Annotated in this window: 31 protein-coding genes and 1 pseudogene; 19 read left to right on the plus strand and 13 right to left on the minus strand. The window is 62.2% G+C overall.

Features of this window, described 5'->3' with window-relative positions:
- Nucleotides 1–130: 130 nt before the first annotated feature.
- Complete coding sequence (locus AC56QX_RS25575) at nt 131–943, minus strand: VOC family protein (RefSeq protein WP_497111280.1); 813 nt, start codon at nt 941–943, stop codon at nt 131–133.
- A 243-nt stretch (nt 944–1,186) separates the two neighbouring features.
- Between AC56QX_RS25575 and AC56QX_RS25580 the strand changes: the two genes are divergently transcribed.
- Entirely contained in the window at nt 1,187–1,741 is a 555-nt protein-coding gene (locus AC56QX_RS25580; RefSeq protein WP_497111281.1) for an RBBP9/YdeN family alpha/beta hydrolase, read from the plus strand.
- Between the two features lie 7 nt (nt 1,742–1,748).
- Here AC56QX_RS25580 and AC56QX_RS25585 read toward each other — a convergent pair whose 3' ends face one another.
- The gene (locus tag AC56QX_RS25585; RefSeq protein ID WP_477221288.1) at nt 1,749–2,522 is read right to left on the minus strand and encodes an HpcH/HpaI aldolase family protein; all 774 of its coding nucleotides are present in this window, start codon (nt 2,520–2,522) and stop codon (nt 1,749–1,751) included.
- A gap of 223 nt (nt 2,523–2,745) precedes the next feature.
- Nucleotides 2,746–3,066: a DUF1476 domain-containing protein gene (locus AC56QX_RS25590; RefSeq protein ID WP_091578294.1), complete on the minus strand. Its 321-nt coding sequence runs from the start codon at nt 3,064–3,066 to the stop codon at nt 2,746–2,748.
- 275 nt (nt 3,067–3,341) lie between these two features.
- Between AC56QX_RS25590 and purC the strand changes: the two genes are divergently transcribed.
- The 7 genes from purC to AC56QX_RS25625 all read left to right on the plus strand — a co-directional run bounded on the left by purC (nt 3,342) and on the right by AC56QX_RS25625 (nt 7,146).
- Nucleotides 3,342–4,136 (plus strand): phosphoribosylaminoimidazolesuccinocarboxamide synthase, encoded by a 795-nt coding sequence (gene purC, locus AC56QX_RS25595; RefSeq protein ID WP_027028673.1) that lies wholly within the window; start codon nt 3,342–3,344, stop codon nt 4,134–4,136.
- 44 nt (nt 4,137–4,180) lie between these two features.
- Nucleotides 4,181–4,423 (plus strand): phosphoribosylformylglycinamidine synthase subunit PurS, encoded by a 243-nt coding sequence (gene purS, locus AC56QX_RS25600; protein WP_095788262.1) that lies wholly within the window; start codon nt 4,181–4,183, stop codon nt 4,421–4,423.
- A gap of 19 nt (nt 4,424–4,442) precedes the next feature.
- Nucleotides 4,443–4,697, plus strand: a complete 255-nt coding sequence (locus tag AC56QX_RS25605) for a hypothetical protein (RefSeq protein WP_497111282.1) — start codon at nt 4,443–4,445, stop codon at nt 4,695–4,697.
- Nucleotides 4,694–5,362, plus strand: a complete 669-nt coding sequence (gene purQ / locus AC56QX_RS25610; protein WP_032930048.1) for a phosphoribosylformylglycinamidine synthase subunit PurQ — start codon at nt 4,694–4,696, stop codon at nt 5,360–5,362. Before AC56QX_RS25605 ends, purQ begins: the two co-directional genes overlap by 4 nt.
- 70 nt (nt 5,363–5,432) lie before the next feature.
- Complete coding sequence (locus AC56QX_RS25615; RefSeq protein ID WP_497111283.1) at nt 5,433–6,098, plus strand: glutathione S-transferase family protein; 666 nt, start codon at nt 5,433–5,435, stop codon at nt 6,096–6,098.
- Nucleotides 6,095–6,502 carry a hypothetical protein gene (locus AC56QX_RS25620; RefSeq protein WP_477221283.1) on the plus strand — a complete coding sequence of 136 codons (408 nt, stop codon included), beginning with the start codon at nt 6,095–6,097 and terminating at the stop codon, nt 6,500–6,502. The genes AC56QX_RS25615 and AC56QX_RS25620 overlap by 4 nt, the downstream gene beginning before the upstream one ends.
- Nucleotides 6,503–6,504: 2 nt before the next feature.
- Nucleotides 6,505–7,146: a Pr6Pr family membrane protein gene (locus tag AC56QX_RS25625; protein WP_497111284.1), complete on the plus strand. Its 642-nt coding sequence runs from the start codon at nt 6,505–6,507 to the stop codon at nt 7,144–7,146.
- A gap of 8 nt (nt 7,147–7,154) precedes the next feature.
- On the opposite strand, the gene AC56QX_RS25630 is transcribed toward AC56QX_RS25625, so the two are convergent.
- Nucleotides 7,155–7,406 carry a DUF1127 domain-containing protein gene (locus AC56QX_RS25630; protein WP_497111286.1) on the minus strand — a complete coding sequence of 84 codons (252 nt, stop codon included), beginning with the start codon at nt 7,404–7,406 and terminating at the stop codon, nt 7,155–7,157.
- A gap of 93 nt (nt 7,407–7,499) precedes the next feature.
- On the opposite strand from AC56QX_RS25630, the gene AC56QX_RS25635 reads away from it, so the two are divergent.
- Complete coding sequence (locus AC56QX_RS25635) at nt 7,500–8,912, plus strand: aminotransferase-like domain-containing protein (protein WP_497111288.1); 1,413 nt, start codon at nt 7,500–7,502, stop codon at nt 8,910–8,912.
- A 16-nt stretch (nt 8,913–8,928) separates the two neighbouring features.
- Here the strand turns inward: AC56QX_RS25635 and AC56QX_RS25640 are convergent, their stop codons facing one another.
- Nucleotides 8,929–9,093: a hypothetical protein gene (locus AC56QX_RS25640; RefSeq protein WP_172350798.1), complete on the minus strand. Its 165-nt coding sequence runs from the start codon at nt 9,091–9,093 to the stop codon at nt 8,929–8,931.
- Nucleotides 9,094–9,297: 204 nt separating this feature from the next.
- On the opposite strand from AC56QX_RS25640, the gene purL reads away from it, so the two are divergent.
- The 5 genes from purL (at nt 9,298) to AC56QX_RS25665 (ending at nt 14,361) form a co-directional block, all read left to right on the plus strand.
- The gene (purL, locus tag AC56QX_RS25645) at nt 9,298–11,529 is read left to right on the plus strand and encodes a phosphoribosylformylglycinamidine synthase subunit PurL (RefSeq protein WP_497111291.1); all 2,232 of its coding nucleotides are present in this window, start codon (nt 9,298–9,300) and stop codon (nt 11,527–11,529) included.
- 47 nt (nt 11,530–11,576) lie between these two features.
- Nucleotides 11,577–12,110 (plus strand): hypothetical protein, encoded by a 534-nt coding sequence (locus AC56QX_RS25650; protein WP_497111293.1) that lies wholly within the window; start codon nt 11,577–11,579, stop codon nt 12,108–12,110.
- Between the two features lie 116 nt (nt 12,111–12,226).
- Nucleotides 12,227–12,460: a BolA/IbaG family iron-sulfur metabolism protein gene (locus AC56QX_RS25655; protein WP_010909092.1), complete on the plus strand. Its 234-nt coding sequence runs from the start codon at nt 12,227–12,229 to the stop codon at nt 12,458–12,460.
- A gap of 153 nt (nt 12,461–12,613) precedes the next feature.
- Nucleotides 12,614–12,949, plus strand: a complete 336-nt coding sequence (gene grxD / locus AC56QX_RS25660) for a Grx4 family monothiol glutaredoxin (RefSeq protein ID WP_095201472.1) — start codon at nt 12,614–12,616, stop codon at nt 12,947–12,949.
- A gap of 143 nt (nt 12,950–13,092) precedes the next feature.
- Complete coding sequence (locus tag AC56QX_RS25665) at nt 13,093–14,361, plus strand: multidrug effflux MFS transporter (protein ID WP_497111294.1); 1,269 nt, start codon at nt 13,093–13,095, stop codon at nt 14,359–14,361.
- A gap of 107 nt (nt 14,362–14,468) precedes the next feature.
- Here AC56QX_RS25665 and AC56QX_RS25670 read toward each other — a convergent pair whose 3' ends face one another.
- The 4 genes from AC56QX_RS25670 to rpsD form a co-directional block, all read right to left on the minus strand.
- Complete coding sequence (locus AC56QX_RS25670) at nt 14,469–14,927, minus strand: UCP034077 family protein (RefSeq protein ID WP_497111295.1); 459 nt, start codon at nt 14,925–14,927, stop codon at nt 14,469–14,471.
- A gap of 22 nt (nt 14,928–14,949) precedes the next feature.
- On the minus strand, nt 14,950–15,777 hold the full coding sequence (locus AC56QX_RS25675; RefSeq protein ID WP_497111296.1) for an inositol monophosphatase family protein: 828 nt from the start codon (nt 15,775–15,777) through the stop codon (nt 14,950–14,952).
- Nucleotides 15,767–16,654, minus strand: a complete 888-nt coding sequence (gene ttcA, locus AC56QX_RS25680; RefSeq protein WP_497111297.1) for a tRNA 2-thiocytidine(32) synthetase TtcA — start codon at nt 16,652–16,654, stop codon at nt 15,767–15,769. The genes AC56QX_RS25675 and ttcA overlap by 11 nt, the downstream gene beginning before the upstream one ends.
- 135 nt (nt 16,655–16,789) lie before the next feature.
- Nucleotides 16,790–17,407 carry a 30S ribosomal protein S4 gene (gene rpsD / locus AC56QX_RS25685; protein WP_027028657.1) on the minus strand — a complete coding sequence of 206 codons (618 nt, stop codon included), beginning with the start codon at nt 17,405–17,407 and terminating at the stop codon, nt 16,790–16,792.
- Nucleotides 17,408–17,781: 374 nt separating this feature from the next.
- Here rpsD and AC56QX_RS25690 point away from each other — a divergent pair, with 374 nt between their 5' ends.
- Both AC56QX_RS25690 and AC56QX_RS25695 read left to right on the plus strand, forming a co-directional pair.
- Nucleotides 17,782–17,979 carry a hypothetical protein gene (locus tag AC56QX_RS25690; RefSeq protein ID WP_027028656.1) on the plus strand — a complete coding sequence of 66 codons (198 nt, stop codon included), beginning with the start codon at nt 17,782–17,784 and terminating at the stop codon, nt 17,977–17,979.
- Nucleotides 17,980–18,188: 209 nt separating this feature from the next.
- Nucleotides 18,189–18,377, plus strand: coding sequence for a hypothetical protein (locus AC56QX_RS25695; RefSeq protein ID WP_497111298.1), 189 nt, complete (start codon nt 18,189–18,191; stop codon nt 18,375–18,377).
- A gap of 8 nt (nt 18,378–18,385) precedes the next feature.
- On the opposite strand, the gene AC56QX_RS25700 is transcribed toward AC56QX_RS25695, so the two are convergent.
- On the minus strand, nt 18,386–18,568 hold the full coding sequence (locus AC56QX_RS25700; RefSeq protein WP_497111299.1) for a DUF3008 family protein: 183 nt from the start codon (nt 18,566–18,568) through the stop codon (nt 18,386–18,388).
- A 126-nt stretch (nt 18,569–18,694) separates the two neighbouring features.
- On the opposite strand from AC56QX_RS25700, the gene AC56QX_RS25705 reads away from it, so the two are divergent.
- Entirely contained in the window at nt 18,695–20,074 is a 1,380-nt protein-coding gene (locus AC56QX_RS25705) for an RNB domain-containing ribonuclease (protein WP_497111300.1), read from the plus strand.
- Between the two features lie 23 nt (nt 20,075–20,097).
- Here AC56QX_RS25705 and murI read toward each other — a convergent pair whose 3' ends face one another.
- A complete protein-coding gene (murI, locus tag AC56QX_RS25710) occupies nt 20,098–20,886 on the minus strand; it encodes a glutamate racemase (protein WP_497111301.1) in 789 nt (262 codons plus the stop codon).
- Nucleotides 20,879–21,710, minus strand: a pseudogene (locus AC56QX_RS25715) (RNA methyltransferase). The gene murI and the pseudogene AC56QX_RS25715 overlap by 8 nt, the downstream one beginning before the upstream one ends.
- Here AC56QX_RS25715 and AC56QX_RS25720 point away from each other — a divergent pair.
- Nucleotides 21,694–21,903, plus strand: coding sequence for a hypothetical protein (locus tag AC56QX_RS25720; protein ID WP_497118071.1), 210 nt, complete (start codon nt 21,694–21,696; stop codon nt 21,901–21,903). The pseudogene AC56QX_RS25715 and the gene AC56QX_RS25720 sit on opposite strands and share 17 nt — an antisense overlap.
- Here the strand turns inward: AC56QX_RS25720 and AC56QX_RS25725 are convergent.
- The gene (locus AC56QX_RS25725; protein ID WP_497111302.1) at nt 21,828–22,025 is read right to left on the minus strand and encodes a hypothetical protein; all 198 of its coding nucleotides are present in this window, start codon (nt 22,023–22,025) and stop codon (nt 21,828–21,830) included. The genes AC56QX_RS25720 and AC56QX_RS25725 overlap by 76 nt on opposite strands.
- Here AC56QX_RS25725 and AC56QX_RS25730 point away from each other — a divergent pair.
- Nucleotides 22,012–23,223 (plus strand): NADP-dependent isocitrate dehydrogenase, encoded by a 1,212-nt coding sequence (locus tag AC56QX_RS25730; protein WP_497111303.1) that lies wholly within the window; start codon nt 22,012–22,014, stop codon nt 23,221–23,223. The genes AC56QX_RS25725 and AC56QX_RS25730 overlap by 14 nt on opposite strands.
- Nucleotides 23,224–23,300: the final 77 nt, after the last annotated feature.

Here is a 23,300-nt window from a genome sequence, read left to right on the forward strand (position 1 = left end):
CCGACTTCGGCGGTAAGCTACCCATCGCTTTGTGTCAGAAACGATAACCTCGCAACCTCGGCGCCGCCCCTCCTGCCGGGCATTTCTCCCCGTATAGTGACGGGGAGAAAGACGCTGTGCCAGCGTCAAATCACGCCTTTCCGGGAACGGTCCTGATCACCGTGCCCCAGGGGTCCTCACGGCTGCTCTCGCTGGCCACATTGTCCGAACGCATCTCGACCCAGGCCAGACCAGACCGGCTCGGATCACGACGGCCGGCACTGGCGCTCTGCCAGGCATTGGCGCCGATGTGGTGGTGGTAGCCGCCGGACGACAAGAACACCGCCTGGCCGCCATATCTGGCCACAGTGTCGAAGCCGAATTCCTGGTTCCACCAGGCCTCGGCCTCTTCCGGCCTGCCGACGCGCAGATGGACATGGCCGACGATGCTGTTTTCCGGCGCGCCTTGCCAGCCGGCATCGCCTGCCGGCACTTCGGCGACAAGGGACGGAATATTCAGCCGCTCGGTCGCCATGGCAATCTTGTCGCCGTTCCATTTCCAGTCCTGCGGACGGCGGTCGGCGTAGATTTCGATGCCATTGCCTTCAGGGTCGGTCAGGTACAGCGCCTCACTGACCAGATGGTCCGAAGCGCCGTCGATAGAGATCTTGTCTGATATGGCGTGGTTGATCCAGCGGCCGAGATCGGCACGGCTGGGCAGCAGGAAAGCCGTATGGAACAGGCCGGCGCTGCGCGGATCGTCGGGCTTGGCGGAGGTGTCCGGCTCGAGGACCAGCAGCGGGCGGCTGCCGGCGCCGAGCGTGATCGCGCCATCGGCACGGCTCAACTCCTGCAGGCCAACGACTTTGCGGTAATAGGCGGCAAGACCTTCGGCGTCGCGCGCCTTCAGGCCGACGCGGGCAACGCTCACCGGCGTGGTGGCGGCAAATGGCAGTTCGCTCATCATTGTCTCCGTTGCGGCAACGCTTGATGAAGCTCCCAAAGCTAGGAGCCCGGCGCCGCCAATCATTGTACGTCGTGTCAGCGCCAAAATCCGGCCCCCACGGCTGTTTCTCTCCTGACGACAGATCGTCTATCGCGATCGTTCACACAAGACAGCGAAAAGCGAACATGGTGTTCACCATTGTGAGCAGGAGCGTGCTTATCAACGGTTGCATGAGGCAATCGGGCTCGCTATCTCAGCGCCATGAAAGTCAAAGACGCAGATATCCTGATCGTTCCCGGCTACACCAATTCGGGGCCTGAGCATTGGCAGACGCGCTGGCAGTCGAAACTGTCGACGGCACGCCGCGTCGAGCAGGCGGAGTGGTCGAAGCCGGTGCGCGAGGACTGGACGGTGAGCGTGGCCAAAGCGGTCAACGAGGCCGAGCGGCCGGTCGTCATCGTTGCGCATTCGCTTGGCGTCGCGGCGGCCGTGCAGGCCATCCCGCAATTCGTCAAGCCGGTCGCCGGCGCCTTCTTCGTGGCGCCGCCCGATGTCGCCAACCCCAAGCTCAAGCCGAAGCACCTGATGACTTTCGGCCCCTATCCGCGCGAGCCCTTGCCTTTTCCGTCGATCGTAATCGCCAGCCGCAACGACCCGTTCTGCGCCTTCGATGTCGCCGAGGACATCGCCGGCGCCTGGGGCTCGCTGTTCATCGATGCCGGCGAGACCGGCCATCTCAACCAGGATTCAGGCTTCGGCCCCTGGCCCGAGGGATCGATGACCTTCGCCAAATTCCTGACGGACCTGAAGGCGTAGAGCAGCCTCAGGCGCCGATGGAATCCTTGATGCTCTTCAGCAGAGTTTTTGCGCCCAATGAAATCAGCGCATGCTCGGATCCCGTGGCGAGCAGGCGGTAGCCCATCGACACGACACGGCCGGCAATTGCCGGTTCGACGACATAGATCGCTGCATGCTTGCCGGCCTTGCGGGTGCGCTCGGCGACCGACGCTATCGTCTCCATCATGCTTTCCAGCGTCGAATTGACGACCGTGCCGTTGCTCCAGGCGATCGAGAAATCCGATGGGCCGAGGAAAATGCCGTCGATGCCCGGTGTGTCGAGGATGCCGTCAAGCGCGTCGAGCGCGGCGCGCGTCTCGACCATGGCAAAAGCCATCGTGCGCTGATTGGTGTCGCGCAGCCATTCGGCATAATCACCCTTGCCGTGGCGTGGAAAGGCATAGGTCGGCCCCCACGAGCGCTCGCCGAGCGGCGGATACTTCATCGCCGCCGCGAACAGCTTTGCATCGGCCACCGAATTCACCATCGGCGCGATGACTGCCTCGGCGCCGAAATCGAGCGCCCGGCTTGCCATGTCGAAGCGGCCGACCGGAATGCGCACCAGGGCCGGCTTGTTTGCGGCAAGCACCGGCACAAGACCGCGCAGCACGCTGTCCTCATGATGGCCGCCATGCTGCATGTCGAGCGTGATGGCATCGAAGCCCTGTTTGGCGAGAATCTCGACGGTCAGGGCGTCCGGCACACCCGACCAGGCGGTGATCAGCGTTTCATCGGCGGCAAGGCGGGACTTCAGGGACATCTAATCTCTTTCCTCGTTAACATCAGCAGTTTCAGCCGGAAACCACGGCAAAGGCAAAGAAAAACCGCCCGGCTTGGCCGGGCGGTCGATTGGTCCAGTCATTCCTTATCGCAGTTTCTGTCGCAAAACCGTGGGCACTTTTGCGGAACCCTGCTTCCTTTTGTTTGTCGCAGGTTCTGTCGCAAAACCGCGGGACACTTTTGCGGAACCTGCTCCGTCGGGATCAGGTGTTCTTGATCTGCTCGATCGCCTGCGCCATCAGCTCGTCCATGGTGCGGCGGATCTGATGGTCCGACTGCTCGACGCCGGCAGCATCGAAATCCTTGCGGATCTTGCGGAACACGTCGTGATCGCCGGCTTCCTCGATGTCGGAGACGACGACTTCCTTGGCGTAGGCATCGGCATCAGCGCCCGACTTGCCGAGCTTTTCGGCGGCCCACAGGCCGAGCGCCTTGTTGCGGCGTGCCGCGGCCTTGAACCGAAGCTCCTCGTCGAAAGCAAATTTGCGCTCGAAGCCCTCTTCGCGGTCTTTCATGCTGCTCATGGCGTCCCTCCGGGTCAAATCCGATTCGTTGACAGGTGATATGTGTGTTGCTGAAGCACAAACCAAAAGGTCGCGGGCCGGTCAATACGCTTCGTCATATGCTGCGCTGCGGCATTTCAGTCCCGAAAGCGGTTGATTGGAAGGATTTGCCGATTGAGCAAATGATGTGATTGGGATAGACCCGGCATTGAACCCCGCCGTCGCCGCACTAATTTAGGCGGACGGACAGGAACTGGTCGCTTGCCGCCTGCCCGCAAATCCAGAGAAAAAATCAGATGAAAAATCGCCGCCGCATTTATGAAGGCAAGGCCAAGATCCTCTATGAGGGACCCGAACCGGGTACGCTGATCCAGTTCTTCAAGGACGATGCAACCGCGTTCAACAAGAAGAAGCACGAGGTCATCGACGGCAAGGGTGTGCTCAACAACCGCATTTCCGAGTACATCTTCAACCATCTGAACCGCATGGGCATCCCGACCCACTTCATCCGCCGGCTCAACATGCGCGAGCAGCTGATCAAGGAAGTCGAGATCATTCCGCTCGAAGTGGTGGTGCGCAACGTCGCCGCCGGTTCGCTGTCGAAGCGCCTCGGCATCGAGGAAGGCACCGTTTTGCCGCGCTCGATCATCGAATTCTATTACAAGGCCGACGCGCTCGACGATCCGATGGTGTCGGAAGAGCATATCACCGCCTTCGGCTGGGCGAGCCCGCAGGAGATCGACGACGTCATGGCGCTCGCCATTCGCGTCAACGACTTCCTCTCCGGCCTGTTCATGGGTGTCGGCATCCAGCTCGTCGACTTCAAGATCGAGTGCGGCCGCCTGTTCGAAGGTGACATGATGCGCATCGTCGTCGCCGACGAGATTTCGCCGGATTCGTGTCGCTTGTGGGACGTGGCGACGCAGGACAAGCTCGACAAGGACCGTTTCCGACGCGACATGGGCGGCCTCGTCGAAGCCTACCAGGAAGTCGCCCGCCGCCTCGGCATCATGAACGAGAATGAGCCGCCGCGTCCCACCGGGCCGGTGCTTGTCGCCTCGACCGACGGCGTCAAAGGCAAGCCGCACTGATCGCGGCTTGCAACCCGATACTTTAGAACAGGAGCATGTCCAGCGTGATCAAGGCCCGCATTACCGTCACCCTCAAGAACGGTGTTCTCGACCCGCAAGGCAAGGCGATCGAACACGCACTGTCCGGCCTGGGTTTTGATGGCGTCGGCGCGGTACGGCAAGGCAAGGTGTTCGACGTCGAACTGGCCGAAAGCGACAAGGCCAAGGCCGAGGCCGACCTGAAAGCCATGTGCGACAAGCTGCTGGCGAACACGGTGATCGAGAATTATAGTGTAGCCATTACCTGAGGTTGTACCGGAGGGGCTGATGGCTGAAATCGATGGAAGCTTGATATTCGAAGTCCTCAAGTCCATCCAATCTCGGCTGGACAGGATGGATTTGACGCTTGGAGAGGTAAAATCCGAGCTAGGCTCCATCCGCGGTCATCTGATAGCCACTGAAAGTGACGTGAAGAACATCTATGGTGTGCTGGCTCGCCAAGATGATCGGCTCGAACATATCGAACGCCGTCTCGACCTGCGCGAACTAGCCGAAGCTCAGAGGCCTTACGAACCAAAATGAAATCAGCCGTCGTCCTCCTGCCTGGCCTCAACCGCGACCGCGACATGATCGCGGCGCTGACCAAGATTTCCGGAAAACCGCCGGTCACCGTCTGGCAGACCGACACCGAAATCCCGGATGTCGACCTGATCGCCATTCCGGGCGGCTTTTCCTTCGGCGACTATCTGCGCTGTGGCGCGATCGCCGCGCGCATGCCGGTGATGCGGGCGGTCGCCGAAAAAGCCGCCAAGGGCGTCACGGTCATCGGCGTCTGCAACGGTTTTCAGATCCTGGTCGAGGCCGGGCTGCTGCCGGGGGCGCTGATGCGCAACACCTCGCTGAAGTTTGTCTGCCGGCAGATCAAGCTCGAGATCACCAACGCCAACACCATGTTCACCCGCCGCTATCAGCCGGGCCAGATCATCCGCTCGCCGGTGGCGCACCATGACGGCAATTACTTCGCCGACGCCGAAACGCTTGCCCGCCTCGAAGGCGAAGGCCAGGTGGTGTTCCGTTATGCCGAGGGCACCAATCCCAATGGCTCGATCAACGACATTGCCGGCATCATCAACGAACAAGGCAATGTGCTCGGCCTGATGCCGCATCCTGAAAACCTGATCGAAGCCGCCCATGGCGGCAGCGACGGTCGTGCGCTCTTCGAAGGCGCGCTCGGCATCGCCGCTTGACGATTTCAGCCGCAAATGCAGTAAAGTTTACAAGGACATCACGTCCATTGCTCTGGGGAGAGAGACGGTCATGAAACTCTATTCGCGGCCGTTGTCCCCCTACTCGTCGATCGTGCGGGCGCTGGCCTATATCAAGGACGTGCCGCTCAAGATCATCGCGCCGCCGCCGGGTTTTCCGATCCCCGAAGCATTTCGCGCCATCTCGCCGATGAACCGGATTCCCGTGCTGATCACCGGCTCGGGTGAAACCATCGTCGAATCGGTTGTCATCGCCGAGTATCTCGAGGAGCGGTTCCCGGAGCCGGCGCTGCTGCCGCCCGATTCCAAGGACCGCGCCCTGGTGCGCATGTTCGCCCGCATCACCGATCTCGACGTGCTGACGCCGACAATGAAGCTTTTCGAGCTGCATTTCGTGCCGAAGCGCAACAATGCCGAGATCGACGCCCAATTCGCCCGCCTGCATCACGGGCTGGCGGCGATCGAGGCGCGCTTGGCGCAAGGCCCCTTCGCGCTCGGCGACGACATCAGCTTCGCCGATGCGTGGCTAACGCCGACCCGGTTCATCTTCAACAATTTCCGCGCCATGACGGGCCGCCAGGACCTGCTCGACGCCTATCCCAAATTCGATGCCTATGAGCAGATCGCTTCGCAGCATCCGGCCTTGTCGCGGGTGTGGGGCGAGATGACAGACGGCCAGAAAATCTTTCTGTCCGAACTCGAGATGGGTGCCGCTTGATCAAGAGCAAGACGATCGCCTTGGTTGCCGCGGCAGGCTTTGCCCTGGCGTCGTGCCAATCGACCCCGAAGAGCACGCCTGTCCCCTCGGGCAAGAGCGCCTCGTTGCTGGCCATGGAACAGGTAGCTATCGCCGCACACAAGTGCTGGATCGCCAGCAAGGATCCAGCTTTCAAGCAATATCAGATGGCCAATGAGCTGAATTCGTTCAGCGGCACGCCGCGCTTCCTTTTGGTGCCGGCCAAGCACTATGGCGGCAAACCGTTGCTGGTCGTGCAGGCGCAAGGCAATTCGAGCCGCGTCGACGCCTTCGGGCCGCTGATGAACGACCCACTCGGCGCGCGCATCGGCTCGGACATTGCCCGCTGGCAAGCCGGCAACCCGGCCTGCGCCGCAACCGCCTGACCATGGGCCGCTTCCTGCAGGTGGTGGGTCTGGCCATCGGTCTGGCCGGCCTCGTCCTGCAGTTCTGCATCAGCATTCCAGCGTCGATGGAAGCCGGTCGCACCCTGCTTGCCTCGATCGTCTTCTACTTCAGCTTCTTCACCATCCTGACCAACATTGGCGCCGTGCTGGTCTACACATCCCTGCTGTCACCCAGCTTCTATGCGTGGCTGCCGGCCTTCGTCGGGTCCCGGATGCGCGCGGGTATCGCGGTTTCGATCACCCTGGTCTTCATCGTCTATGCCACGGTTCTGGCGCGACTCTGGCAGCCGCAAGGTCTGTTCCTGCTCTGCGACGTGCTGCTGCACTACGTGACGCCGGTTCTGTTCGTGCTGTGGTGGCTGATCGCAGGCGCCGACGGCCGGACGCGCTGGAGCGACATATCCCGGTGGATGCTCTATCCAATCGGCTATCTGGCCTATGCGCTGATACGGGCACCATTCGCTGGCGAGGTGCCCTACCCCTTCCTCGACGTCGCCAAGAACGGCGCAGCCAGTGTCGCCATTGCGGCGCTGGCCATCACCGCGCTGTTCCTGGTGATCTGCGTCGTCGCCGTTTTTATCGATCAAGGCATCGGCCATCGCGGGACCAAACGGGTCCGTTAGATCGGCGTCTATTCCCAGAAGGGTCTGATACCCTCACGGTGGGCATCGCAGCGCGAGAGGCCGATGTCCTTGAGCTGATCGTCGGTCATTTCCAGCAATGCCAGGCGACCGCGCCGGCGCTCCAGCAAATGGTCGATCCATTTCGCCAGCGAGATGACCACCCATACCAGACGGCCGACAAAGCCGCTACGACCTGACGGGGGTAGCGTTTCGCCTGGAAACGCGGCTCTTGAATGACGGATTGTCGCTATTGTATCCATTTTCTTTCTGCAAAAAATATCAATTGCACCCCTTTTGGTGCGCGATTGATATGTATTGACTCACATTCTGGTGCAATATACAAAATTGTCACCATGACAAATTGGCTTCCAGATCTGACCGCCGGCGCCGGGCCGCTCTATCAACGCCTTGCGGATTCCGTTGAAGCGGGCATCGACCAGGGCGTCATCGGTGCCGGGACAAAACTGCCACCGCAACGCGACCTCGCCTACGACATCGGCACCACCGTCGGCACGGTCGGCCGGGCCTATCAATTGCTGCGCGAGCGCGGGCTGGTGAGCGGTGAGGTCGGGCGGGGAACCTATGTGCTCGGTCAGCGCGCCGACGGCGTAAAGCCGGAGGCACGCGACGTCGGCGTGGAAGGCACGCGCACCGTCGATGCCCCGCAGGACAAGCTGCGTTTCGACAGCACGGCAGCGCCCGATGTCGGTCAGTGCGTCATTGTCGCCGAGGTGCTGTCGCGCACCGCGCAGGATCACCCTCACGAGATTTCAAGCTATACGCGCGATTTTCCTGGCCGATGGTACGAAGCCGGCGCCCGCTGGCTGTCGCGCAACGCCTTCCGCCCGGCCGCCGACAGCATCGTTCCGACGCTCGGCACCCATGCCGCGGTGATGGCGGCGATCGCTGCACTCACCACGCCCGGCGATTATGTCGCCTTCGAGCACCTCACCTATTCGCAGATCTCGCGCAGCGCCGGGTTGATCGGCCGGCGCACAGCGCTGGTGGCATCGGACGACGAAGGTCTCGACCCTGCCGATTTCGAGCGCGTCTGCGCGCAAAAGCATCCCAGAATGATCTTCCTGATGCCGACGGCCAAGAATCCGACGCTGGTGACCTTGTCGCCTGCGCGCCGCGAGGCGATCGCGCGGGTCGCGCGTGAATACAATGTCATTCTAATCGAAGACGATCTCTACGGCCACCTGACCGATGACCCGACACCATTACTCGCCGAATATGCTCCGGAAAGAACCATCGTGGCCGGCGGCCTATCGAAGTCGGTCGCGGCCGGCATGCGCGGCGGCTGGCTCTCCTGCCCGCCTGCCTATCGCCACCGGATCCGTGTCGCCCACAAGATGATGACCGGCGGCATGCCCTTCCTGCTGGCGGAGGTGAATGCCCGCCTGGTGCTTTCCGGTCAGGCCAGCGATATCCGCAAGCGCAGCATCGCCGAAATCAGCGCCCGCATCGCGATCGTGCGCGAGACTTTGGCCGGTTTCGCGTTCAAGTCGCACGACAAGGTGCCGTTTGTCTGGCTGACTTTGCCCGACCCGTGGCTTTCCGGCACCTTCAAGAATGCCTGCCTGGAACATGGTGTGCTGATCGACGACGAGGATGAATTCAAGGCCGGCCGCTCCGAGCAGGTCTTTCACGGCATCCGCTTCGGCGTTTCGCAGCCGAGGCAGCGCGGCGATGTCGCCAATGGCGTTGCAGTGCTTCGGCGACTGCTCGATGAGGGCCGCGCCGGCTACGACAGCTTCTCCTGAGAGGGCTGGGCCTGGCTCAGCCTTCGGCCTTGAAGTTGGCTGCTTCCTTCCTGGCCTTGTCCTTGCCGTGCTTTTCAGCCAGTTCCTTGGCCTGCCCTGGCGAAACGTCGGTGGTCTCGGCAATATGCATAGCCTCCTTGTCCGAGAGGCGATTGTCTTTCTTGCCTTGCTTGGTAGCCATGGTCCGGTCTCCTGAGTGGTTGAGACCTAACGGCCGGCACATCGTAGCGTTCCATTCGGCTTTGCATTCCACACTGTGAAGGCCATCCCGGTCGTCACCTTGTTGCTTTCTGTCTTTTTTCCACGCTCGACGGGTGTATCGGCCGCAAAGCTTGCGATATGAGGGGACTCAAAATCCCCGCTCCATGGACATAAATCGCCGCCCATGACCATTTCCAATTCCGTGCCGATCACCCCAGAGCTCATTGCCGCGCACGGGCTGAAGCCCGACGAATATCAGCGCATCCTCGACCTTGTCGGACGCGAGCCGAGCTTTACCGAGCTCGGCATCTTTTCGGCGATGTGGAACGAACACTGTTCCTACAAATCCTCGAAGAAGTGGCTGCGCACGCTGCCCACCACCGGGCCACAGGTCATCCAGGGCCCGGGCGAGAATGCCGGCGTGGTCGACATTGGCGACGGCGACTGCGTCGTCTTCAAGATGGAGAGCCACAACCACCCCTCCTACATCGAGCCTTACCAGGGCGCGGCGACCGGCGTCGGCGGCATTTTGCGCGACGTCTTCACCATGGGTGCACGGCCGATCGCGGCGATGAACGCGCTGCGCTTCGGCGCGCCGGACCACCCCAAGACCCGGCATCTGGTCAGCGGCGTGGTTTCCGGCGTCGGCGGCTACGGCAACGCCTTCGGCGTGCCGACGGTCGGCGGCGAGGTCAATTTCGACGCCCGCTACAACGGCAACATCCTGGTCAACGCCTTTGCCGCGGGCCTTGCCAAGACCGATGCCATCTTCCTGTCGGAAGCCAAGGGCGTCGGCCTGCCGGTCGTCTATCTCGGCGCCAAGACCGGCCGCGACGGCGTCGGCGGCGCCACCATGGCGTCGGCCGAATTCGACGACAAGATCGACGAGAAGCGCCCGACCGTGCAGGTCGGCGATCCCTTCACCGAAAAATGCCTGCTGGAAGCCTGCCTCGAGCTGATGGCATCCGGCGCCGTCATCGCCATCCAGGACATGGGTGCGGCCGGCCTCACCTGCTCGGCTGTCGAGATGGGCGCCAAGGGCGACCTCGGCATCGAGCTCGATCTCGACAAGGTGCCGGTGCGCGAAGAGCGCATGAGCGCCTACGAGATGATGCTGTCGGAAAGCCAAGAGCGCATGCTGATGGTGCTGCGCCCTGAGAAGGAAAAGGAAGCCGAGGCGATCTTCCACAAATGGGGCCTCGACTTCGCCATTGTCGGCAAGACCACCGACGACCTGCGCTTCCGCGTGCTGCATCAGGGCGACCAGGTCGCCGATCTGCCGATCAAGGATCTTGGCGACAAGGCGCCGGAATACGACCGGCCGTGGATTGAGCCGAAGAAGCCGGCGCCGCTTGCCGCCAATGACGTTCCGCAGGCCGATGTCACTGAGGCGTTGCTAAAACTGCTCGGCGGACCGGATCTGTCGTCGCGCCGCTGGGTGTGGGAGCAGTATGACACGCTGATCCAGGGCAATTCGCTGCAGCTTCCCGGCGGCGATGCCGGCGTGGTGCGGGTGGAAGGCCATGCGACCAAGGCGCTCGCCTTCTCCTCCGACGTGACGCCGCGCTATTGCGAGGCCGATCCTTATGAGGGCGGCAAGCAGGCCGTGGCTGAATGCTGGCGCAATCTCACCGCCACCGGCGCGCTGCCGCTGGCCGCCACCGACAATCTCAATTTCGGCAATCCGGAACGGCCCGAGATCATGGGCCAGCTGGTCGGCGCGGTGAAAGGCATTGGCGATGCCTGCCGCGCGCTCGGCTTCCCGATCGTGTCGGGCAATGTCTCGCTCTACAACGAGACCAACGGCCAGGGCATCCTGCCGACACCGACCATCGGCGGCGTCGGCTTGATCGCCGATTGGTCAAAGATGGTGCGCACAGGTTTTGCGGCTGAGGGCCAGATGATCCTGCTGGTCGGCGCTCCGGCCTCCTGGGGCACGCATCTTGGCCAGTCCGTCTATTTCAGGGACATCCATGGCCGCACGGATGGCCCGCCGCCGCCGGTCGACCTCGCGCATGAGAAGCGTGTCGGCGACCATGTCCGTTCGCTGATCGCGTCCGGCATTATCACCGCAGCGCATGACGTTTCCGATGGCGGCATCGCGGTGGCGCTGGCCGAAATGGCGATGGCGTCGGGCATCGGCGCGACCGTTCCCGGGCTTGTCGGCACCGATCCGATCCCGGTCTGGTTCGGCGAGGATCAGGGCCGCTATCTGCTGACGCTGTCGATCGACCCGCATGGCGAGGAGTGGGACGCGATCCGCAAGCAGCAGGGCGAACTCGGCATCTTCGCGCCGTGGATCGGCTCGACCGGTGGCGACACGCTGAAGCTCGGCGACGCCAGGGCGATCCCGGTCAGCGACCTGAAGGCCGCCCACGAAGGCTGGTTCCCCCGTTTCATGGACCAGGCCAGTTGAGCGGAGCATGATCCCGAAAAGTGGACCCCGGTTTTCGGAAAAAGATCATGCTCGATCACAGGAGACTGGCCGTCCGGGCGCTGCTTGCAGTCGTTTTCTGGCCGTCGCTGTTCTTCTTCTGGTTCCTCGGACCGTTCGTCTTCTTCCTGCTGTCGACGACCTCGAGCGAGGTTTGCCCGCTGTTGGAAAGGCGTGAGCAGTTCCTGGCTTCGGCCAACGGAACGCTGCCCATGCTGGTGCTGCAGAACCTCATCTATGCGGTTCCGATCGTCTGCCTGGTGCTTTGGAGCCGGCTTTTGCCGGAACCCGCAAGGACAGGCCGGGTCGTCACCTGCATCAAGCTTTTCGCCGTTGCAGCCATTCTGGGAGCCCTGTGGGAGTATGGCTCTTCGCTGGCCTGCGATGGTTACGGCCGGCCGTTCTTCTCGCCCGTCTGGCGGATGACCAGCTATCTGCCGATCGCCAACCTGGCGGTCAACATCCCGCTCTACATGTTGGTCTTCAGCCTTGGCCGTGCCTTCTCGATGCGCGACGACGACCCCACAGCCGATGCGGTCCGTCCGGACGAAAATGCGCCTTAGGCTACAATCGCGTTGGTGCCGGACGGAACAGCTTCAAACCCGGCCGGAAAGGCTTTAGGTTTATCCCGACTCTCATCGCACGGGCGTTGCCGCCCGCCCGAAACAGGAATTCTGCTATGGCAATGGATGCCCACGACATCGAAAAACTGATCAAGGACGGCATTCCGGACGCCAAGGTGACGATCCGCGACCTCGCCGGCGACGGCGACCACTACGCAGCCGAAGTCGTGGCCGAGAGCTTTCGCGGAAAAAGCCGCGTCCAGCAGCACCAGATGGTCTATGACGCGCTGAAGGGCAATATGGGCGGCGTCTTGCACGCACTGGCCCTGCAGACCAGCGTTCCCGACTGAGGCCGTTCCAACCGACACCCGCTTGGCCCAAGCCGGCCCATCCTTTGCGCCATTTCGGCCATGGCGCGGCTAATGTCTTGTTTCGGGCAACCTATGGGTTTATTTGAAGGACATGCTTCGAGCCTGACTCCCACAGGCGTGAAAGGATGTTCCATGAGCGGTATCAACGACTACATCGACAATGAAGTGAAGGGCAACGACGTCGTCCTTTTCATGAAGGGCACGCCCGGTTTCCCGCAGTGCGGTTTTTCCGGCCAGGTCGTCCAGATCCTCGACTATATCGGCGCCGACTACAAAGGCGTGAATGTCCTGGACTCTGCAGAGCTGCGCCAGGGCATCAAGGACTATTCCAACTGGCCGACGATCCCCCAGCTCTACGTCAAGGGCGAGTTCGTCGGCGGCTGCGACATTATCCGCGAGATGTTCCAGGCCGGCGAGTTGCAGACCTTCCTGGTCGAAAAGGGCGTGAGCGTCAAAGCCACTGCCTGATTTCGGTTTCGGGCAGGTCGTAACGACTGCACTGAACACCGGGGCAGCCCCACCTCGGCAATTTTTACGTCCCTGATTTGGGACCAAGACGAGCCAATGCGCCGGCCCGCCGGCGCATTTTTGCTTGAGAGATCGGACTTGCCGTGGACCAGCAATCATCAGCGCCGCAATTGGCAATCAAACTGCCTATTCCGCGCTGGGAGTTCATTGCGCTCTGCGCGGCGCTGATGGCGCTGAATTCGCTGGCCATCGACATCATGCTGCCGGCACTGCAGCAGATCGGCGCCTCGCTGGGTGTCGAGAATGAAAACCACCGGCAATATGTGATCACCGCCTACATTCTGGGTTTTGGTGGCGGCCAACTGTTCTTCGGGCCGATCTCGGACCGGTTCGGCCGCCGCTCGCCGCTCGTCGCCGGGCTGATCATCTACGTGGCGGCGGCCGCCGCCGCAGCCATCGCGCCAAGTTTTGAAACGCTGCTGATATGCCGCGCCGTGCAAGGCATCGGCGCGGCCGCCACACGCGTCATCGCGGTCTCGATCGTGCGCGATACATTCGAAGGCCGGCGCATGGCCGAGGTGATGTCGCTGATCTTCATGGTGTTCATGGCGATACCGGTCATTGCGCCCGGCATCGGCCAGTTCATCATGCTGTTCGCGACCTGGCACTACATCTTCGTCACCATGGCCGTCGGCGCGCTGATCGTGTCGGCGTGGTCGCTGCTGCGCCTGCCTGAAACGCTGCGTCCCGAATATCGCCGGTCCCTGACGGTCGCCTCCGTCGTCGGTGGCTTCCGCATCGTGCTTACCAACCGCATCGCGCTCTGCTACGCCTTTGCCAGCACCTTCGTCTTTGCCGCCATGTTCGGCTTCATCGCCTCGGCGCAGCAGATTTATGTCGACATCTTCAACGTCGGCGAGATGTTCCCGGTCATCTTCGCCGGGGTTGCGGGCGTGCTCGCCTTCTCCAATTTTCTGAATTCGCGCCTTGTCGGCCGTATCGGCATGCGCCGGCTGTCGCAGAGCGCGCTGCTGCTGTTTCTGGTCATCAGCCTGGCCTGGCTGGTCGTTTCGCTGGAAATCAAGATGCCGCTCTGGCTTTTCGTCACCTTCTTTGCCAGCGCCATGCTTCCCTTCGGTGCGCTTGGCGCCAATTTCAATGCGCTGGCCATGGAGCCGCTCGGCCAGCTGGCCGGCACGGCGTCGTCCATCCTGGGCTTCATGCAGACGTTTCTGGGCGGCATTCTCGGCACGCTGATCGGCCAGGCTTTCAACGGCACTGTGACGCCGCTTGCCGCCGGCTTTTGCAGCGTCTCGGTCGCGGCGCTGCTGATGATCCTCATCGCCGAGCGCGGCAAGATGTTCCAGCCGCACAATCCACCCGTTTCAGGGCATGTCACCGACCTGCATTAGAGCAATTCCAGGAAAAGTGTGAACGGTTTTCCGTCCGGAATTGCGTCAAAACAAGGACTTAGAGCGGGTCGCCGTTTCCGTGAAACGGTGAACAGCTCTAAGCTGCATCAGGATGCACCTTCAATCGCCGCCGTGAAGCGAGGCGCAAGCATGCGTCCCGCGATTGCTCCGCCCATACTGTCCGAAAACGGCAACGGCAGTGCCTCGTCGAGTGCCTTGAGGATGGATGCCACGAAGGCCCGGCTGAGTTGCGGATCGGTCCCGAGATCCGAGTACGTGGCGCGAGGCTTGCCGATCAGCGTGCCGTTGCGGCGCAGCGAGAACTGCAGCGTGAGCGACATGCCCGCGGTTCCCGCCGGCGGTTTCCAACAGGCATAGATGGCGTCCGACATCTCCTTAAGGGTGTCGACGGGATCGGCACTGTGGCAGGGACGCTCTTGCGCGATTGCCGCGTTGGCGTTTGCAAACAAAACAAGAGCCGTCGCAAAAATTGCGAACCGAGATGTCATTTCAGAGAGCCCCACGCGAAAGCGCCAGTTTTGCGGCCGCGCAAACCTGGCGGTCAAGCGCGGGCCGCAGGAATTGATCCTACTCAGCCCACAGTTCGCGGCGCAACTCCTGCCAGCTTTCCCGGTCGGGGGCGACCAGCAGACCGCCACCGACATGCGATGGCAGATAGGCTGTGCCGTCGAAGCGCGCGGCATGGCCGCCGGCTTCGGCATGGATCAGCACGCCGGCCAGATGGTCCCAGGGCATCAGCTTGTTGTAGACGACGAAATGACCATGGCCACTCGCCAGCAAGCGGTATTCGTGGGCGGCGCAGCGGTAGTTGAACTGCGACAGCGTCTTGGTCTGGTTGCAGGCCAGCCGCGTACGGTCGGGCTCGGCCATGTATTGCCAGGAGACCGCGCCGGTCATCTCAGAGATCGGCGCGCTCGCGGCAACCCGCACTGTCTCCAGGCTGCCATGCGCATGGCGGATATGGCTGCCCGCCCCCTTGGCGCCGATCAGCCAGTCCTTGCCAACGGGATCATGGATGATGCCAGCGACCGTCTCACCCTTGACCACGACGCCAAGCATGACGCCGAACAGCGGCACACCGGAGGCGAAATTGAAGGTGCCGTCGACCGGGTCGATGACGAAGGCCAGATCGGCATCGCCCAGACCATCGAGCAGAGTCGGATTGTCGGAACAGGCTTCCTCGCCGACAACCATGGCCGAGGGATAGCGTTGGCGCAGCCTGGCGGTGATTAGCCGCTCGGCGTTGACATCGGCTTCCGTCACCAGATCAGCGGCCGAAGTCTTCTGTCTGATGTCGCCCTCGCCCAGCCGGCGAAAGCGAGGCATGATTTCGGTGTCGGCCGCCTCGGCCAGCAGGCTGGCCAGCCAGTCGATCGCGTTGTCGTCAAATGTCATCGGGAGCATCTTGCCTGCGTGTGAGGGTTTCGTTGAGAGCGGCGAAATCGAACAGTTTCCTGTCGAGCAGATGCGACGGCCTGGTGTTGGACAGTGCGTGGATCATAGTGTCCTTGCGGCCGGGCATGCGCTTTTCGATATCGTCCAGCATCGCCTTCATGGCGTTGCGCTGAAGACCTTCCTGGCTGCCGCAGAGGTCGCAAGGGATGATCGGGAACCGCATCGCGGCGGCGAATTTTTCGAGGTCGATCTCGGCGCAATAGCTCAGCGGCCGCAGCACCATGACGTCGCCTTCGTCATTGAGCAGCTTTGGCGGCATGGCGGCGAGTCGGCCGCCATGGAACAGGTTCATGAAAAAGGTTTCGAGAATGTCCTCGCGATGGTGGCCGAGCACCAGCGCCGAGCACCCCTCCTCGCGCGCGATACGGTAGAGATGGCCACGCCGCAGCCGCGAGCAGAGCGAGCAATAGGTGCTGCCCTGCGGCAGCTTGTCGGTGACGACCGAATAGGTGTCCTGGTATTCGATGCGGTGGGCAATGCCGTTGGCGTTGAGATAGTCGGGCAGGATGTGTTTGGGGAAATTCGGCTGGCCCTGGTCGAGATTGCAGGCCAAGAGTTCGACCGGCAGCAGCCCGCGCCATTTGAGGTCGAGCAGGATGGCGAGCAGGCCGTAGGAATCCTTGCCGCCCGACAGCGCAACCAGCCAGCGTTGGCCGGGCACGATCATCGAGAAATCCTCGACCGCCTGGCGGGTCAGCCGCAGCAGCCGCTTGCGCAATTTGTTGAACTCGACCGAGGACGGCACATCGGCGAACAGCGGATGGAAACCACCCTCGGCGATCGGTTCAAGCGTCTCTATGTCTGGCTGCATATTCATGGCGCGGCGGCCCCGGGATGTGACGTTCGCCCGGATTAGCGCATCGGCCGGAAAATCGAAACCGCAAAGCGGTAACATGAAACAAAAAGGCCGCCTCGAAGGGCGGCCTTTTCGGTATCGCAGAAAAGCGTTCGCTTAGCGCGAATAGAATTCGACGACCAGGTTCGGTTCCATCTGCACGGCAAACGGAACGTCCGCCAGGCCGGGGATGCGCGAGAAGGTCGCGACCATCTTGTTATGATCGGCTTCGATGTAGTCAGGCACGTCGCGCTCGGCGAGGCCGACCGATTCCAGGACGATGACCAGCTGCTTCGACTTTTCGCGCACTTCGATGACGTCGCCCGGCTTGCAGCGGTACGAGCCGATGTTGACGCGCTTGCCGTTGACGTTGACGTGGCCGTGGTTGACGAACTGACGGGCAGCGAAAATGGTCGGCACGAACTTGGAGCGGTAGACAACCGCGTCGAGACGCGACTCGAGCAGGCCGATCAGGTTCTCCGAGGTGTCGCCCTTGCGGCGGTCGGCCTCTTCATAGACCTTGCGGAACTGCTTTTCCGAAACGTCGCCATAGTGACCCTTCAGCTTCTGCTTGGCGCGCAGCTGCAGGCCGAAGTCGGAAAGCTTGCCCTTGCGGCGCTGGCCATGCTGGCCGGGGCCGTATTCACGCTTGTTGACCGGGGACTTCGGGCGGCCCCAGATATTTTCGCCGAGACGGCGGTCGATCTTGTACTTAGCGGATTCGCGCTTGCTCATCGCATTCCCTTTTCAAAAACAACACACCCGGCACCTCATGGTCCGGGTGAAGGAAACGCGCCCTCCTCTGGCCTCCGTTTTCGAGACCTGACAGGGTTTTCCCACGCAACGCGGCGGAAAACCCACGGGACACGTCAGTTCAAACAAAACCAGAAACCAAGGCGACCGGTCTTACGCATACAAAACAAACACCGGACATCGCTGCCCGGCGTTGGCGGCTGGTTAAACCGAGATTTAACCGGTGTCAAGCTTTCGCCTGGCTCGGCATGGCGCAACCATATACCGTCGCTGACGTTATGCGATGCCGGATGTGGCGGGAGGTTTTGCGCCAACGGCACCAGGAAGGGATCTGGAGCTAGAGGAGTCCAATTAGCATGAAGAAGTTCTTCCTTACCTTGGCAGGCGCCGCGGTGCTTGCAGGTTCGATGGCGGTTGCGCCGGAACCGGCGATGGCGCGCCATTGGCACGGCCACAAACAGGTCTGCCGCGTCATCGTCAAGAAGCGAGTGGTGTGGCGGCACGGTCATCGCAAGGTGATCGTGACAAAGGTAAGGCGCTGCCACCGCTGGTGAGACCGGCTTAGCCAGGGGCAAGCTTCTCTTGGAAGAAATCCGAGGAGGGTCAGCGATCCGTCGCTGGCCCTTTCGCATTGAATGGCTGTCAAATCCGGGAACGCCCGCGGCTCCTCCCGTGGCCTAACCTCCTAACGTTCCCGACTTCGTGATTGGGGATGATTGCCGCGATTCGCTAGAAATCGAACGTCAGGCAATGGAGAAGCCCTATGAAGATCGCAACCTTGCTTCTGGTCGCACTGCTTGCAGGCCCGACCCTACTCGCTTCGCCGAACCTCGCTGTGGCCGGCGGAAAAAACAACTGCCATTGGGTCAAGATCACCAGACGTGTCTGGAGCAATGGCGGTCCCCACTGGGTCACGAAGAAAGTGAAGCGCTGCGACTACCACCATCATTGATGGCCGCCTTATGATTTCTTCTCGGGCAGGCCCTTGCGCTTGGTCTCGGCGAATTCCTCGAGTTGCTTTTCGGTCATCGATTCGTACATCTCGCGCGACGCGCCTTTGAGTTCACCTTTCTTGGTCTCGCCGCGCTTGGCGGATAGCGCCGCGCCGGCGGCCTTTTGCTGAGCTTGTGATTTGGCTGGCATGATTTTTCTCCTTTGCTGTCAGGAGAAACGCCGAGCTTGGGCGGCAGTTCCAGCGCCTGCGGACCAGGCTTTGACGAACTCGTCGGCTGCCTTCCCGTGTCCGCGGCCCCGGTGTAGGACAGTTGAATGAAGTCTCTGACAGACCCCTTACAAGCTCTCTCCTCCGGCCTGGCGAAAATCCGCACCGAATTCCACGTGCCGGATGGATTTCCGGCTGAGGTCATGGCCGCGGCGGAGGCGGCGGCCCGACGTGTGCCGAACCAGCATGCCAATCGAACTGACATACCCTTCGTCACGCTCGATCCGGCTGCCTCCACCGATCTCGACCAAGCGTTCTCGATCGAAGCGAGCAGCAGTGATCTTCTGCTGCACTATGCCATTGCCGACGTCGCCTGGTTTGTCGAGGACGGCGACGCCATCGATCTCGAAGCCTGGACGCGGGGCGAGACGTTTTACCTGCCGGACGGCAAGGCCGGGCTCTACCCGCCGGCAATCGCCGAAGGTGCGGCGAGCCTGTTGCCGGATGGACCGCGTCCAGCGGTCATCTTCACGGTCCGCATCGCAGAGGACGGTGCGACAAAATTGGACGGCGCGGAGCGGGCAATCATTCAAAGCCGCGCGAAGCTCGCCTATGACAGCGTGCAGGCCTCCGACGTTCCCGCCGGCTTCGCCGAAATGGCGCGGCGCATGGCAATGAACGAGCAGCGTCGTGGCGCGTCGCGCGTCGACCCACCCGAGCAGGAGGTTGAAAGGCTCGCCGACGGCACATTCAAGCTTTCGTTCAGACCGCTGCTACAATCCGAACAGGACAACGCCGCGCTTTCGCTGGCTGCAAACATGGCGATCGCCGACGCCATGTTCGCGCACCGGACCGGGTTGTTCCGGGTGATGTCGGAGCCCGACGCTTCCAAGGTGCAAAGGCTGCGCAATGCGGCGCAGGCTCTCGGGCTATCCTGGCCGGCCTCCACCAGCTTGCACGACTATCAGCGGACGCTTGATCCGACCAACAAGCAGCAGGCGGCGCTGATGCTGGAAATCCGCCATGCTGGCTCCGGCGCGTCCTATCAGCCCTATCAGGAGGGCGTCGTCCCGTGGCATGAGGCGATGGCTGCAACCTACGCCCACGCAACCGCGCCGCTCAGGCGGCTGGCCGACCGCTATGTCGTGCGCTGTGCGCTGGCAATCGCCAACGGCCAGCCCGTGCCGCAGGCCGTCACCGACGCGTTCACCAGATTGCCGAAAGTGATGGGACGTTCGGATGCCCGGGCTTCGCAGATCAACCATGCGGCCATCGACCTTGCCGAGGCGGTGATGCTCAGGGGACGCGAGGGTGAGACGTTCAAGGCCGTTGTGACCGACGTCAACCATGGCGTGCGTGTCCAGCTTGCCGACATGCCTGTCGTTGCCACCGTAAAGGCCCCTGGACTGAAGCAGGGTGATGGTGTGACGCTGAAACTGGTCTCGGCAGATCCGGATCAGCGCAGCATCGTCTTCGAACCTGTTTGAGCGGCCGAGGTTTACGCCACCGCCTAGCGTACGGCCAGTCCAAATCCCTGCATCAGCCGGCTGATGGCGAAATCCGCCTTGCCGGAGGTGAAGACGGCAATATCGGGCTCGCCTTGCGGCAGCGGCCCATCGACGGGCGGCAGCAGCGAAAGCGCGCGCCGGGCGATCGCTTCGGCCGGATCGATCCAGTCGACCGGCCAGGGTGCCGTCTTGCGCATGCGGTTGACCAGGAACGGATAGTGCGTGCAGGCCAGCACGACGATATCGGTCCGCATCCCATCACGCTCGATGAAGCAGGGCGCGATCTCGGTGCGCACGGCCTCCTCGTCGACAAAGCCCTCGCGCATATAGGCCTCGGCAAGTCCCGCCAGCCTGTCGCTGCCGACCAGGCGGACATGACATTTCTGCGCCCACTTGCTGATCAGGTCACGTGTGTATTGCCGCTTCACTGTACCCGGCGTCGCCAGCACCGAGACCAGGCCCGAACGCGTGCGCTCCGCCGCCGGCTTGACCGCGGGCACGGTGCCGACAAAGGGATGGCCCGGAAAGGCGTCGCGCAGCGCGTCGATCACCAGCGTCGAGGCAGTGTTGCAGGCTATGACGGAAATGACGGGTTCAAACCGGTCAAGCAGCTTGGCGAACAGCTCTAAAATATGGGTCCGCAGCGCCGGTTCTTCCCAGGCGCCGAAGGGAAAGGCCGCATCGTCCGCGACATAGATGAAGCGCCGGTCCGGCATCAGCACGCGCGCCTCGCGCAACACGGTCAGCCCGCCGACGCCGGAATCGAACATCAGGATCGGCTGGTCAGTCATTGTCGGTTCCCTTGCCGCCCAGCGGCGGCGTGTCACTATCGTCACCGCTAACGTCAGCTACATGGGCGGCCGCATCCGCCTTGCGGGCGCGAGCGGCCGCCGCGGGCAAACGCCTCGGATCATCGCCCGGCGAACCATCGCCGCGCGGCATCGCCGGCGAGAACCTGTCCAGCGACGAGATGATGCCGCGCAGCACTTTCAGCTCCGGTTCGGCGAAGCCGGCGCGCGTCAGCACGGCGCGCAGATTGTCGACCATTTTCGGCTTCTTCGGCGCCGGCCGGAAATAGCCGCGCGCTTCGAGCGCGCCTTCGAGATAGGCGAACAGGCCGTGCAGCTCTTCCTTGCTGGCCGGCTTCATCTCCGGACCGGAAAAATTGGTCCTGGTCTCGTCCTCCAGGCCGGATTTCATCCACTCATAGGACATCAGCAGCGCGGCTTGCGCGATGTTGAGCGAGGAGAAATCAGGATCGACCGGAAAGGTGACGATCTCGTCGGCAAGGCCGACCTCGTCATTGTAGAGACCGAAGCGCTCGCGGCCGAACAGGATGCCGGTGCGCTGCCCCATGCCGTGGCGGGCGCGGAGCACCCTGCCCGCCTCCACCGGCCCGCGCACGGATTTGAAGCCGTCGCGCTGCCTGGCGGTGGTGGCGAAAACGAAATTGAGGTCGGCCAGCGCCGAGGCCAGATCGTCGAACACTTTCACGGCGTCGATAACGTGGTCGGCGCGGCTGGCGGCGGCGCGCGCCTTCACTCGGCCAGCCGTCGCGCGGGTTGACCAGGCGCAGCTCGGACAGGCCGAAATTGGCCATGGCGCGGGCGACCATGCCGATGTTCTCGCCAAGCTGCGGCTCGACGAGGATGATGGCCGGACCGGCGGCCGTGGTGCTATCGGGATCTTTGGTGACGGGCATGATTGTCAATGAACTGCTGTTTGCGGCATTTCAGCGTTCCCTGCCATATTCAGCCGCGAAAATGAAGCTTTGGCAAATGATCGCGGCCATGGCTTCACATTCGTGACCGATCGCCGTTTGCGCGGCCAAAAGCGCTTTGATATACGGGCGGCATCCCTGGCCGAACCCCACGCGGGCAAGGCCGTCCCATATCCCAGCAACGAGGCATTCTTTCATGGCGAAGATCAAGGTGGCGAACCCGGTCGTCGAACTCGACGGCGACGAGATGACCCGCATCATCTGGCAGTTCATCAAGGACAAGCTGATCCATCCTTATCTCGACCTGAAGCTTGAATATTACGACCTCGGCATCGAGCACCGCGACGCCACCAACGACCAGGTTACGATCGATTCGGCCAACGCCATCAAGAAATACGGCGTCGGGGTGAAATGCGCGACGATCACCCCCGACGAGCAGCGCGTCGAGGAATTCAAGCTGAAGAAGATGTGGAAGTCGCCGAACGGCACGATCCGCAACATCCTCGGCGGCACAATCTTCCGCGAGCCTATCATCATGAAGAACGTGCCGCGCCTGGTGCCCGGCTGGACCAAGCCGATCATTGTCGGTCGTCACGCCTTCGGCGACCAGTACCGCGCCACCGATTTCCGCTTTCCGGGCAAAGGCAAGCTGACGATCAAGTTCGTCGGCGAGGACGGCCAGGTGATCGAGCATGATGTGTACGATGCACCCGGCTCCGGTGTGGCCATGGCCATGTACAATCTCGACGAGTCGATCCGCGAATTCGCCCTCGCCTCGCTGAACTACGGCCTGCTGCGCAACTATCCGGTCTATCTGTCGACCAAGAACACCATCCTCAAGGCCTATGACGGCCGCTTCAAGGACATTTTCCAGGAGGTCTACGAGGCTGAATTCGAGGCCGAGTTCAAGGCCAAGAAGCTGTGGTACGAGCACCGCCTGATCGACGACATGGTGGCCTCCGCCCTGAAATGGTCTGGCGGCTATGTCTGGGCCTGCAAGAACTATGACGGCGACGTGCAGTCCGACACGGTGGCGCAAGGCTTTGGCTCGCTCGGCCTGATGACCTCGGTGCTGATGACGCCGGACGGCAAGACCGTCGAGGCGGAAGCCGCGCACGGCACCGTCACGCGCCACTATCGCCAGCACCAGAAGGGCGAGGAAACCTCGACCAATTCGATCGCTTCGATCTTCGCCTGGACGCGTGGCCTCGCCCACCGCGCCAAGCTCGACGACAATGCCGAGCTGAAGCGCTTTGCCGACACGCTGGAGAAGGTCTGCATCCAGACGGTCGAATCCGGCTTCATGACCAAGGACCTGTCGCTCTTGATCGGTCCCGATCAGCCCTGGCTGTCGACCACCGGCTTCCTCGACAAGATCGACGAGAATTTGCAGAAGGCGATGGGGTAAGAACCCAGATTTCCAGATGGCGAAGGCTCCGAAAGGAGCCTTCGCTTTTTGAGGCCAGCGAAAGCGAAGAGCTGACA

It is taken from the genome of Mesorhizobium sp. RCAM 06353 (genome assembly GCF_059683585.1).